Genomic DNA, 13003 nt, shown 5'->3' with positions numbered 1-13003 from the left:
CGGCAGGATTGCTTAATCCTGTTTCGGTTTGAGTTGCTGTTCGATGACCCGGGCCACCTCTTTCCCCTGTGCGGTGGCACCGGCGGTATTGAAGTGCACATTGCCCGGTTTGGTCCACCACTGGGCATGCTGTGGTTTTGTGAAAGTATACAGGTCATCGACGGCAATTTCGGGATAGTCCTTGAGGACCTTCAATGCGATCTGGTTGTACTTCGCTGCGTCACCGGCGATCCGCCCCGGCTCTCCTTCGGGCACGGGCGTAGTCGTTGCGAAAATCAGTTTGGCTTTGGGGGCCAGCTGTTCGAGGTAAGCGATGATGGCCCGCAGGTTCTTTTCGTAGTCAGCGGGGGAAATCGCCTGGGTGCCGTTCACCCGGTCCAGTTTTTTGCCATTCATGTATTTCAGGTCGTGTAGTCCGACGTTGAAGTGAATCACGTCCCAGTCAAATTTCCAGGGATCGGTGAGGTCGTCTTTTTGCATGGTGGCGTGCATCGTTTTCATCTTCTGAATAAATGAAGAGGAATCGCCTCCGTTGCAGTACAGACGGTAGACGTTGGCTTTACCTTTGAGGGCCTCGCGAGTGGCATCGGTATAAGCGATGGAAATGGAATCTCCATAGAGCAGGACATTCGGCAGTTGAGGATTGTTTTTGACGTACTGGAACGCAGGTCGCTTATTGAAGCGAGGAGAGCGAACCAGTTTCTGCCAGGCTTCTTTGGCATCCTGTTCGGCCAGGGCCGACTGTGAGAAGGTGATCAGGCAGAGCAGCAGCAGCGGAAGCAGTTTGAGCGTTTTCATAGTGTGTTTCTCGATATAAAAGATTCATGGGAGTTGATCGGTTGTGACTTCCATTGTGCAGAAAGACATTCAGAGACGGCAAGTTGATTCTGAACTGTTTTTCCAAAAACAACAGGTGAATACAGAATGCGGTAATTCTGTGCCGTTTTGAGTTGGGACCGGCGCGATTAAGCAATAGAATATATTTTCCTCTCACATCCAGAACTGTTCTTCAAGGGAGTGCTCAACATGAAATTCTACTGTCTGTGCTGTCTGTTATTTGTTTTCGGTTGTGAACAATCCAAACCTACGACACCGGCGCCGGTAGTCGAGCAGGGGGAAGCGGCTCCGATTCCCGATGAACAGCAGGCAGGCGATCAGCATGCAGAAGCGCACAAGGGAGGACCGCTGGCCGGGATGGGCGTTATGGTGGGAGAACTCACTCCAGACAGCGCACTGGTGCAAGTGCGTCTGACAGAGACTGACAAGTTGGTTGACCGGGATGTGAAAGGGACGTCGGGCGTTGTCCGCTTTACCCTGAACCCCGTCGCTGCTAAAGGGGGAGCGGAAATCAAAGACAATCCCCAGACAGTTGAAGCGGTTCCCGATCATGATTTTATCGCCCGGGCTGTTTTCACCGGGCTGGCTCCCGGAACGAAATACGAATGTAAAACAGAGATTGGCAAGACTGCCGAGCATCTACATGCTGGACCGGTGGCTCACTTTGAAACTCTGCCCGGCCCGACGCTGGCAGAACCGGTAAAGTTCGTAGTAGTAACCGGCATGAATTATGCGAAATTTCATGGCGATGACCGGATCGATAAAAAACAGCATCTGATCGAGAACAACACCAATCTTCCGCAGCCGTATTCCGGTCCCGATAAACACCTGGGGTATCCGGCACTGGAGACAATTCTGAAGCTCAAGCCGTTGTTCTTCGTCGGCACCGGGGATAACGTCTACTACGACACTCCCGACAATCCCCGTGCGAAAACAATTCCTGAAATGCGACAGAAGTGGCACGAGCAGTTCATTCAGCCCCGCTATCGCGACCTGTTCGCGGAGGTGCCGACATACTGGGAAATTGACGACCACGATTATCGTATCGACGATGGCGACAATACAGGCGATCATCACCCGACTCCCCAGGAAGGGCGGGACATGATGCTCGAACAACTGCCGGTGGCTCCTATGGGGGACAAGGATGCGAAGACGTATCGTACACATCGGGTGAGCAAAGATCTGCAAATCTGGCTGCCGGAAAACCGGATGTACCGCAGCCCGAATGCGATGGAAGATGGTCCCGAAAAATCGATCTGGGGGAAGGAGCAGAGAGCCTGGTTGCAGAAGACGCTCAAAGAGAGCGACGCGACTTATAAACTGCTGATTTCACCCACGCCGATGATCGGTCCCGATGATCTCCGTAAAACCGACAACCATTGTGATATCGGCGGCTTTCGTCATGAGCGGGATGATTTCTTCAAGTGGCTCAAGGAGAACGGCCTGGATCAGCAGAATTTCTTCATCGTCTGTGGCGATCGACACTGGCAGTATCACTCGGTCGATCCCAGCGGTTTCGAAGAGTTTTCCTCGGGCGCCCTGGTCGATGCAAACTCTCGCCTGGGCCGCAAGCCCGGCGATCCCAAGTCGACCGATGCCAAGGGGGAAATCAAACAGCCTTACTATCAGGATCCGCGTTCGGGCGGATTTCTGGAGGTGAAGGTCACGCCCGCCGGCAAAGAGCAGCCGGCGACGCTTTCCTTTCTGTTTCACGACGAGAAAGGAAAGCTGCTCTACCAGCATGACATTCCACCCAAGAAGTAGACACGTTACTCCTGGAAGTTCGTGTCGGCAGTTTTCAAGTCCAGTGGTTTGATCCAGACGTTTCGAAAACGAACGTCGTGTCCTTCGCACTGCAGCTTGATTCCACCCGGTCGGTCGGTGATGCCGAAGCCGTTGTCATTGCCACCGTCCAGGCCGGAATTCGCGCCGCCCCAGACTTTGTCGATCGTGACATTCTCGTGTACTTTCTTACCGTTGAAGTAGACCGTGACCAGCGGCTTCTCAACCAGCTTGCCATCTTTGAAGCGAGCGGCTCGAAAGGTGACGTCGTAAGCGTTCCATTTGCCGGTGCCATTGTAAGCATGGTAGGGAGACTCGGTTTTGTTGATCACGGCTCCCATTCCATGTTTGGTTTTGTCGCCGTCCAGAATCTGGATTTCATAGCGATTCTGCAGATAGACGCCGCTGTTACCACCTGGTTTCATCACCAGAAATTCAACATGCAGACGGAAGTCGCCGTATTTCTGTTTGGTGACAATGTCCGCCGCGCCGAATTTTCCCCCGGCTGCAGCCGGATCATCTGACTGGATAACCGTACCTTTGTCGATCGGGTCTTCCACGACTTTCCATTTGATGGGAAGCGAGGAACCGAAGCGGGGACCTTTCCAGTAGGTCCATTTCTGGTCGAGCATTTCGCGACTGCCATCCAGCAGGATTTCTGCATCTGCAGGAGCCGGGGCGGAGACCCCCACATCTGCCTGAGCGGTCGATACTGTAAGAGGCGTGGTCAAACACATAGACAGACAAATGACCAGAGAAGTGTAGCGCATTGTGGTTCCCTTTTATGACAGTCGTGTGGATTATGCTTGATGTTTCGGTAGCAGGGGACAGGTTTTTCCAATGATGTTTCAAGCCGATTTTGTATCAGAGTGCCATTTTACTGCGCAAAGAATGATTGATACGATCTATTTTCTGAGCAGAATATTTAAAAAATATTAATAAAAGGGGCACTCTCGCCGTCTCCTGCGGGTTAGATTCATAGTGAGCGATCCGCGAGGGGAAATCAAATCTAAAGAGTGATTTCTCAATCAATTTCGACTTGTAAAAATTAGAGCGATCCGAAGTGTGTTCTCCACAGTCAGCCGGTTGACGACATAGTTCAACATCTAATTTTGAGCAGGAAGTCAGCCTTGGCGATGTTTGGCATAAAATTCGCTTACTTTACATGTCAATCGTTTGTTTATTATCATTGCAGAGTGTTTATGTTAGTTTCAGGAGCTTCGTCGATCGTCTAAAAACGACTGACACAGGTTTGAGTGCTGATGTCCTTCCACAGCTACCTCACAATTGAGTTGAGAAACTCGTGTGATCCTGCCCATGAGTCCTGCCTCATCTGTTTTTGATGCTTAATGAAAGAACTGTTCTCTACGTCTTTGTAGTTATATCTCCATTTATTTCTAAAGGAAACTTTTATGTTTTGCAGGCACAATGTACGCAAACGTGGTTTCACACTGATCGAGTTATTGGTTGTGATTGCCATTATTGCTATCTTAATCGCGCTTCTTCTGCCCGCTGTGCAGCAGGCACGTGAAGCAGCACGTCGCAGTACGTGTAAAAACAACCTGAAGCAGATCGGGCTGGCATTGCACAACTACCACGATGCCTATCTGCGCTTCCCTATTGGTGAGCAGAGCCCTTACTACCGCCCGAACTGGCGTGTACCTCTGCTGCCCTTCCTGGATCAGGCTCCCGCTTACAACCAGATGAACTTTGAAGTAAGCACCACTGTCGGTGGCTTCGCTTCGCAGAACAGTGGCGGATCGTACGGTTATGGTTCCGGCGCAGGTTCCAACGAAGTGCTGAAGACCTTACGCGTTCCTGTCTACAACTGCCCTTCCAGTCCTCATGGGAACAATGCTAACGATAGTGCGAACGTGAAGAACAACTACGACCTGGGACAGACCATGGACTACGTCGGGATCGCCGGTGCGACACCGGATCCCTCCGGAACGACCAGTACCTGTTCTGCCGCCGGAGCCGGTTATGGAAACGGAACGTTCTGTAATAACGGTCTGCTGGCTCCTAATGAAAGCTTCCGCATCCGTGATATCAAGGATGGAACCTCCAACACAGTCATCGTCGGCGAACAGTCCGGTCAGGTCAACAACCAGGACAGCCGTTCGAATTACTATGGCGGCTGGAGTGGTATCGGTCCTTCCTCTAAAGTGACTTCCTGGTCCAACGGTTCTAACGTCTGGGGATCGGGAACGACGACCGTCATGTATTCTGTGAACAGTTTCTGGAATACCAGTGCCGGCAGTGAAGCGTATCGGACCTATGGTGCGAACACCATTCTGGGTTCTTACCATACCGGTGGTACACACGTGCTGCTGGCTGATGGTGCTGTCCGCTTTGTTTCGGATAACCTCGATTTCGGAACCCTGGCAAATCTCTGTTCCAAGAAGGATGGCCAGGTCCTGGGCGAATTCTAGTCAACCGTTCAGGAAGACTTGAATGCTGACCCGCGATACAATTCGAAAGCCCTCGGTCATCCGGATCGGGGGCTTTCCTCTTGCTGACTCAAACTGGTTTATATAACAGGATCAATTGAAATTATGTTACAGCGTTTTGAGATGCCGAAAGCGTTCCTGGCTGTCATGCTGCTGTCTGTCGTGACCACTCTGACTGGATGTGGTGGCGCGGAAGAAGGTAAAAAAACAGCCGAAGTCACAATTACCATTACCCACAACGGTTCCCCCGTGACAGAGGGAGACGTGCGGCTGATGATGTCCGGCAAAGGCGAAGGTGCTATGGGCACCCTGAACGAATCCGGGCAGGTCGAACTGCAGGAAGTCGTGCTGGGAAATTATTCTGTCTCCGTGACTCCCCCCGAAGGAACTCCGGATAACCCGATCCCTAAAAAAGAGTATCCGAACATTCCCAAACAGTATCGGACTCTGCAGGAAAGTCCACTCAAGGCTGACGTCAAAGCTGGTACGAATGAATTTACATTCGATCTGAAATAGTAGTCACAACTCGCGATGGCTCAGTGGTGGAAACTGGAACCACCGGCTTGCGGTTCATGATCTGGACGCTGAGCAAAGTAGTCGATGGCATGCTGCAGATCACCCAGCAGCATGTCAGCCATGTCGCGGGTGAAACCTTCCTTACACACGCATCGCAGTACCGCCAGATCTTCCCGATTCTTCGGGAAGGTATAGGCGGGAACGAGCCAGCCTCGTTCGCGAACTTTGTCGGATATGTCAAACACGCTGAAGTTCGCTTTTTCATTGGTTGTAAAGGCGAACACGGGGATGTCGCTGCCGTCGGAAATCAGATCGAACGGACCCAGCTTCGCGATGCCTGCTGAGAGGTACATTGCCACATCCTGCGACGTCTGATGAATCTCGCGATAACCTTCATGCCCCAGTCGCAGAAAGTTGAAATACTGTGCCACCACCTGGTTACCGGGACGGGAAAAGTTCAGCGCAAAGTTGGGCAGGTCTCCCCCCAGGTAGTTACAGTGAAAGATCAGTTCCTCGGGCAGTTCCTCTCGGCTGCGCCACAACACCCAGCCAACTCCCGGATACACCAGGCCGAACTTGTGCCCGGATGTATTGATTGATTTTACCAGCGGCAGGCGGAAGTCCCATTCCAGATCGGGTTGCAGGAACGGTGCGACGAATCCGCCGGAAGCTGCATCGACGTGAATCGGCACGTCCCAGCCGGTCTCCGCGTTGAGTTTGGTGAGCGCGTCGTTGACCTCTTTGACGTTTTCGTATCGACCGTCAAAGGTACTCCCCATAATAACTACTACGCCGATAGTGTTTTCGTCGACCAGCTTGACGGCTTCTTCCGCGGTCAGGCAGTAGCGATCCCCTTGCATGGGAACGAAACGGGGTTCGATTTCCCAGTAACGACAGAATTTTTCCCAGCAGACCTGCACGTTGATGCCCATGACCATGTTGGGTTTGTCTGCGGGTTTGCCCTGGGCTTCGCGGCGTTTGCGCCAGTTCCATTTCAGCGCCATGCCACCCAGCATCGCCGCTTCACTGGAACCGATGGTCGAGCAGCCGATCGAGTTTTCCTCTGAAGGAGAATTCCATAACTGGGCCAGCATGTTGGTGCAGCGGAGTTCGATTTCCGCAGTCTGCGGATACTCGTCCTTGTCGATCATGTTCTTATCGAACGTTTCAGACATCAACTGCCGGGCTTCGTCTTCCATCCAGGTCGTAACGAACGTCGCCAGGTTCAGTCGCGAGTTGCCGTCCAGAATCAGTTCGTCGCGAATCAGGTTGTACGCGACTTTGGGTGGCAGGCCAGCCTGGGGCATCTGGTATTTGGGAACCGGTTCCCGAATGTAGCGGCCGCCGTAAGCGGGGGTGATGACTGAGTCGAGATCGTCTTCGTTTGGATTTTTCTGGCTGTGCAGCATGAGCAGTTCCCTCCTGGATGTTCAACCGGTGAAAGAGCGGGTTACTGCTATCCTACTGAATGACTCGAGGAATTAAATATCGATCGAGTGATCGATCAGTTTTTCTCTCAAATTTTATGTATTACAACCCACGGCACACTGCCCGATGATGTCCAGCTTGTCATCATTCAGGTAACAGTAGCGATTGACCCAGACGCCATCCGGGCTGATATCAGTCGCGGCCTGCATTCGCTCGCGGAAATCTTCCGTGGGACCGTAGCCGTGCGCGAGCGCGTAAATCGGCATTGGTCGCGCCAGCTTGCGGGCTGCCAGGATTTTTCGCTCTTGAGCCAGCGGTCCGGAGAGATGCGGTTCATCAGGGCCGGGATAATAGACTTCGGAAAGTCGTTCCGGCGGATCCGCATCGGTGATATCCAGGAATTTGAACAACGCGCGAACCAGCAGTGTTTCCGAGAGTCCCGGGTTCGCTGCCAGCAGTTGATCGCCATAGGATCTGAGAATCATCGACCAGTGCATGCCATACAGTTTGACGCTGACCGAATTGCAGTATTTCGCTGCCAGCGAATAGTTCATCCCCGAAATGATCGACCAGGGAGGTGGAAACGCGCTGGGCGCGAGTTCGACGTTCGGCTTCCCGGCGTCGTCCATCGTTTGGCGGAAACCCGCCAGCAGTTCTTTGGAGAGCTGCGCCTTGAGCAGCAGCATCGCGGATGCCCCGGGAAAATGATCGTTGAGCCAGACCGTGAAGTTCGCGGCCTGATTTTCTTCGGCGAGCCAGTTATCCAGGTCGAAGTTCGTCAGCCCGCCGTTGAGCTTCTGATACAAAGCCAGCGAGTCTTCCCGCATCTGTTCGAAATGGTAGCCGAGGCGGTCGGCTGCCCGTCGTGCATGGTCGCTGAAATCGAAGAACGCCGAATCCAGAAAGTAAGGCGGATACTCGGGCCAGTCGAAACGAATGCCGTCGATGTCCGGGTAATGCTGTAACAGATCGCGAATCAGCGCATGCTGGTATTCGATGATGTGCGGGCTCGCCAGGCTTCCGTTATTCGCGACGCGTTTCCGCGGGAGCGAACCATCGGGCAGGCGGGGAATATCTTCTTCGACCGGGCCTCCAAACTGCACGCGATACCCGGGCGGGATCGCAGCCTGCACCTGGAAATAGACTTCCAGACCGCGGTCATGGGCCGCTTCAATGAAGTGGGCTACCACCTGACCTTCGCGATGTGTCAGTTCATCGGCACTCGCGGGCTGATAGCGCAAGTCTGCATAGAGCCTTTCATCGGGAACGAAACTGGGGGATGTTCGCACCCACAGCTCCCGCTTCCCTTCCCAGAGGGGACGGTCCAGCAGGCGGACCTGGCCGGCTCCCGCATCCGCAGGGGGCTCGCGGACTCCGGTCTGTACGTCGGCCAGTTGCATGACGTAAGGCGAGGTGGAGACGGCAGTCACCCCTGCCCGCTGCATGAGATTGTCGAGCACATTTTCGACTCCCTCGTACTGCAGATACTCCGGTAAGACGGTCACGCCGATTTGTCTCTGCTGACTCATGATTCCCTCGTAAAGAAGCAGAATGGACTCTCAGAGTCCTTTATCTTATCGGCCCGTCAGATTTTTTCTCCAGCCCGCAGGGGGGATTTTTTTACACTTTATTGAGGCCCGGGCAGCTTCTCGCAGAAAGCGACCAGGATAAACGTCGCGATGGGGCCCAGTAACAGCGAGATCAGAAACCAGGCCAGCCCGCTCCGGTTTTTACCCTGAGCGAGCCCGGCATTGATCAACGACAGCGTTCCCCAGCCCACAAGATAACCGGGGTCCTGACCGAGTGGCGCAGCAATCAGCATTGACGTTACTCCTGTTCAATACCGGGTTTGTTTCAATCCGTTTCCTGCGCCAGGTCAGGTGACCGTCGATTACTCAGTGATGATGTCGTTTACGGTTCCACCGCTGGGAATCATCGGCAGCACGTGTTCCTGGTAAGTACAGATCACGTCCAGCAGGTAAGGCTCGTCTGAGGCCAGCATCTCCGCCAGGGCAGCCGGGTACTCGGCTTTGGAGCGAACCTGTTTCGCTTTCAGACCGAAACCTTTTGCGATTGACACGAAGTCGGGATATGTGACTTCCCCATGATCACCGGAACCTTTGCCCTCCCATTCGGGATGATGCACGGGACCCAGGTAAGTATGAGCACGACGACCTTCCATGAAGCGGTCTTCCCACTGCACCACCATTCCCAGGTGCTGGTTGTTCAGCAGCAGGATTTTCACCGGCAGATTTTCAGTGTGAAGCGTTGCCATTTCCTGGACGTTCATCAGCATCGAACCATCGCCGTCAATGTCAACCACCAGCGAATCAGGGAACTGGGCCTGAACGCCCATCGCTGCGGGCAGACCGAAGCCCATTGTTCCCAGTCCTGAACTGCTGAGCCAGTGGCGGGGTTTGTTGAACTTGTAAAACTGAGCCGCCCACATCTGGTGCTGACCAACGCCTACGGTGATGTAAGGATCTTTGTCTTTGGTCTGCTGCCAGAGTTCGTGAATCGCATACTGTTGCGACATCACATCGCCCAGCTCGGGATACTTGAGCGGGTACTTTTCTTTCCACTCTTTGACCTGGGCCAGCCAGTTATCAACCTGGGGCAGGTCATCATCGGTAATCGCTTCGTTCAATGCGGCCAGAACGTGTTTCAGATCCGCATTGATCGGAATGTGAGCTTCCTTGTTTTTCTGCAGCTCAGACGGGTCGATGTCCACATGCACGATCTTACCATGCTTGGCGAACTCTTCGAGCTTACCGGTCACACGGTCGTCAAACCGCACGCCGAATGCCAGCAGCAGGTCGGCTTCGTTGACGGCATAGTTCGCATACACGGTACCGTGCATCCCCAGCATGTCCAGACTCAGGGGATCGTCACCGGGAAATACGCCCAGTCCCATTACGGTCGTGGTTACGGGAATGTTTGTCTTACGGGCGAACTTCACGAGTTCTTCGGAAGCGTCGGAAATGATGGCACCGCCACCGACGTATAAAATGGGTTTCTTGGAACGTTTGATCGCTGCCAGAATCTGTTTGATCTGTTCGGGAGCCGCTTTCCGCAACTCGGGACGATAACCGGGCAGATAGGTTTCGGGATCGTAATCCGGCTCGGCATCGAGTGTCGCCAACTGACAGTCTTTGGGGAAGTCGATCAGCACGGGACCCGGACGGCCGGTGTTCGCAATGAAGAAGGCTTCCTTCACGATGCGGGCGACGTCTTTTACGTCGGTAATCATGTAGGTGTGTTTGGTGATGGCGCGGGAGATTTCAACCATCGGCGTTTCCTGGAACGCGTCGCTACCGATGACAGCCTGCGGCACCTGGCCGGTAATCGCCACCATCGGAATACTGTCCAGCTTGGCATCCGCCAGGGCCGTTACCAGGTTGGTTGCACCGGGACCACTGGTCGCCATACAGACGCCCACTTCACCCGTTGTACGGGCAATCCCCTGGGCTGCGAAACCACCACCCTGTTCGTGGCGGGGCAGCAGGGTGCGGATGTCGTCTTTGTATTTCATCAAAGCCTGATGCAGAGGCATGCTGCAACCGCCGGGGTAGGCGAAGATCGTCTTGACGCCCTGCCGCACCAATGCCTGAACCAGAATCTCAGCGCCATTGATGGTAGTCGTTTTCGTCTCTTTTTCGTTGGCAGTGGCCACTGTTTCACCCTTCTTTTCGATGATCTTTAAAACTCTGAAATTCTATCTGACTGATCTCAGATCCCCGCGTCGGTTTCAGTCGGGAACCTGCTCGATCAGCGTTTGCTGTCACCATAACAGACAAACCTGTAGACGCACCTCGTACGCCTGATGTTCGGTTTGGGAAAATCAAAGACTGATTTCGTTCTCAATTCTATCTACTCCGGGGGACAATAACGAGTCATTTCCTGCTCAGAATCCGATTTTCGTCCAGAGACATTCGCATTAATCAGCCTCTGCTAACGGGTTACAAAACCTGTTTCGATTATTCAGGTTAAGTCACTCCTGACCGTATCCACGTTGTCCTGACAGAGAAAATCGCAAGTCCCCAAAATATGGATGGCTATAAGTTAATAAATTTCATTGATTTACGTCCAATTGAACGACGAAATCTCAGATCAGTCCTATTCCGGCTGGGAAAAGTATGGAACCGCGGATTCATTCTGATACGATATATAAGCAGGTGTTTAAGTGAGGCTCTGCTGCTGCCCGACCACCGTGTATGTGGACTCTGCAGCAGAGACCTTGAGCCAGACACCTGAATTTCCCACCAACACAGCCAGCCGAGGTAATCACGATGAATCGTCCCGCGACACCGCTTCACGCGCTCCAGTCTCGACGTTCTTTTCTCCAGGCCGGATTCCTGACACTCGGCGGATTGAGTCTGGCTGACCTGTTGCGCCTCCGCGCCGCCAGTGCAGCACCCCATAAGCCGACCCCCGATACCTCGGTGATTCTCATCTGGCTGCAGGGCGGACCCAGCCATATGGAAACCTATGACCTCAAGCCCAACGCTCCGGTGGAATACCGGGGGGAGTTCAATCCGATTCACACCAATGTGCCGGGTATGGATATCTGCGAGCATCTTCCCCTGCACGCGAAAGTCGCGGATCGCTTTACCGTCATCCGATCGATCTCCCACGGTTTTGCCAACCACGCCGGCGGAGCAGGGCGGTTCCTCTCCGGCCGCGATCCGCTGCGGCCCCTTGATCCCATCTCGCAGTTTCCGACCATCGGCCCCATCGTCTCCCGCATGCGCGAACATGTGAATAACGGTCTGCCGAACTACATCGGGAATCAACCCCGCGTCTATGGTGGCGGCAGCGCCTACCTGGGCGAGTCGGCCCTCCCCTTCGTCGTGGGCTCTGATCCGAACCTGGATAACTTTCAGGTCCCCAACATCACGATGGACGATAAGCTCAAAGAACGTCTCGATGATCGCATGACCTTGCTGACCTCCTTCGATCAGATGCGTCGCGACATCGATCAGAACGGCTCGCTCGCTTCGATCGACAAGTTCAACAGCAAAGCCTTGAACATGTTCACCAGTGACAAGGCCCGCAACGCGTTTGACATGTCGCAGGAGAGTGAAGCTACCCGCGAAAAATACGGACGTCACAAATGGGGACAGCGCGCTCTGCTGGCCCGCCGCCTGGTCGAAGCGGGCTGCAGCTTCGTTACCATGCAGATGCAGAACCCCGGCGTCCAGGGCTGTGCCGGCAACTGGGATATTCACGCTGTTAACGGTCACCTCTACGACGACCTCCGTGGTCGCCTCCCCATTTTCGACCGTGCCGTCTCCGCGCTGGTGGAAGATATCTACGATCGCGGGCTGGATGAAAAAGTGATGGTCATCGTGTCCGGCGAGTTCGGTCGCACCCCCCGCATCAATCCTCAGAAGGGAACCCGTTCCAAAATCATGCAGCCCGGCCGCGATCACTGGCCCGGCGCGATGTCGGTCCTCGTTTCCGGTGGTGGTATGAAGATGGGACAGGTCATCGGCTCGACTACCGCCAACGGCGCCTACGCCAAAGACAACAAGCTCGATCCCAACGATCTGCTCGCAACCATGTATCGATTCCTGGGCATCGATCACCACCACGCCTTCCTCGATCACAGTGGTCGTCCCATGCCCATCCTTCCCAAAGGATCCCCCATCCCCGAACTCAGCTGATCGAATCGTTTCCGAAATCTGAGCAGCGTCATCTGGAGGGGCGGCGCCTGTGTGCTCACCCGTCTGGTGACTCACTTTCTGAGTGAACCCCTGCGACAGGAACCGGAAGAACATCCTCCGGGTGGTCGCGGATGTAATCCATGATTGCCACAGGCAACAGGAGGTGACAGAGTTGATGTTGTCTGGGGAGAAACTCATTCTTCTGTAGGAAACCATCGAAAAAACAGGCGTAGGTCCCATGCCGGGTACTACAGCAATCCACACCTGCAAATCTCCCCACTGAACGTCCTCCACTCCCACCTGAACGAACTCCCCTTGATCGCC

Annotated in this window: 10 protein-coding genes; 4 read left to right on the top strand and 6 right to left on the bottom strand. The window is 54.1% G+C overall.

What is annotated here, in order from left to right; genetic code table 11:
- Window positions 1-12: 12 nt before the first annotated feature.
- Window positions 13-798 carry an SGNH/GDSL hydrolase family protein gene (locus tag HG66A1_RS29285; RefSeq protein WP_145192717.1) on the bottom strand — a complete coding sequence of 262 codons (786 nt, stop codon included), beginning with the start codon at window positions 796-798 and terminating at the stop codon, window positions 13-15.
- Between the two features lie 228 nt (window positions 799-1026).
- Here HG66A1_RS29285 and HG66A1_RS29280 point away from each other — a divergent pair, with 228 nt between their 5' ends.
- Window positions 1027-2601, top strand: coding sequence for an alkaline phosphatase D family protein (locus HG66A1_RS29280; RefSeq protein WP_232106702.1), 1575 nt, complete (start codon window positions 1027-1029; stop codon window positions 2599-2601).
- 5 nt (window positions 2602-2606) lie between these two features.
- Here HG66A1_RS29280 and HG66A1_RS29275 read toward each other — a convergent pair whose 3' ends face one another.
- The gene (locus HG66A1_RS29275; protein ID WP_409999489.1) at window positions 2607-3356 is read right to left on the bottom strand and encodes a DUF1080 domain-containing protein; all 750 of its coding nucleotides are present in this window, start codon (window positions 3354-3356) and stop codon (window positions 2607-2609) included.
- 675 nt (window positions 3357-4031) lie between these two features.
- On the opposite strand from HG66A1_RS29275, the gene HG66A1_RS29270 reads away from it, so the two are divergent.
- Both HG66A1_RS29270 and HG66A1_RS29265 read left to right on the top strand, forming a co-directional pair.
- Window positions 4032-5051 (top strand): DUF1559 domain-containing protein, encoded by a 1020-nt coding sequence (locus HG66A1_RS29270; protein ID WP_145192713.1) that lies wholly within the window; start codon window positions 4032-4034, stop codon window positions 5049-5051.
- A gap of 123 nt (window positions 5052-5174) precedes the next feature.
- Window positions 5175-5585 (top strand): hypothetical protein, encoded by a 411-nt coding sequence (locus tag HG66A1_RS29265; RefSeq protein WP_145192711.1) that lies wholly within the window; start codon window positions 5175-5177, stop codon window positions 5583-5585.
- A 20-nt stretch (window positions 5586-5605) separates the two neighbouring features.
- Here the strand turns inward: HG66A1_RS29265 and HG66A1_RS29260 are convergent, their stop codons facing one another.
- From HG66A1_RS29260 to ilvB, 4 genes are all read right to left on the bottom strand, one after another.
- Window positions 5606-6994: a glutamate decarboxylase gene (locus HG66A1_RS29260; protein ID WP_145192709.1), complete on the bottom strand. Its 1389-nt coding sequence runs from the start codon at window positions 6992-6994 to the stop codon at window positions 5606-5608.
- A 114-nt stretch (window positions 6995-7108) separates the two neighbouring features.
- Window positions 7109-8542 carry a hypothetical protein gene (locus HG66A1_RS29255; RefSeq protein ID WP_145192707.1) on the bottom strand — a complete coding sequence of 478 codons (1434 nt, stop codon included), beginning with the start codon at window positions 8540-8542 and terminating at the stop codon, window positions 7109-7111.
- Between the two features lie 98 nt (window positions 8543-8640).
- Window positions 8641-8835 (bottom strand): hypothetical protein, encoded by a 195-nt coding sequence (locus tag HG66A1_RS29250; protein ID WP_145192705.1) that lies wholly within the window; start codon window positions 8833-8835, stop codon window positions 8641-8643.
- Between the two features lie 69 nt (window positions 8836-8904).
- Window positions 8905-10686 carry a biosynthetic-type acetolactate synthase large subunit gene (ilvB, locus tag HG66A1_RS29245; RefSeq protein ID WP_145192703.1) on the bottom strand — a complete coding sequence of 594 codons (1782 nt, stop codon included), beginning with the start codon at window positions 10684-10686 and terminating at the stop codon, window positions 8905-8907.
- Window positions 10687-11302: 616 nt separating this feature from the next.
- On the opposite strand from ilvB, the gene HG66A1_RS29240 reads away from it, so the two are divergent.
- Window positions 11303-12679 carry a DUF1501 domain-containing protein gene (locus HG66A1_RS29240; RefSeq protein ID WP_145192701.1) on the top strand — a complete coding sequence of 459 codons (1377 nt, stop codon included), beginning with the start codon at window positions 11303-11305 and terminating at the stop codon, window positions 12677-12679.
- The last annotated feature ends 324 nt before the right edge of the window (window positions 12680-13003 follow it).

This window comes from Gimesia chilikensis, from assembly GCF_007744075.1.
Taxonomy (GTDB): Bacteria; Planctomycetota; Planctomycetia; order Planctomycetales; family Planctomycetaceae; genus Gimesia; species Gimesia chilikensis_A.
Note: the sequence above shows the minus strand (reverse complement) of the source record. Positions and strands in the feature narration are given on the sequence as shown.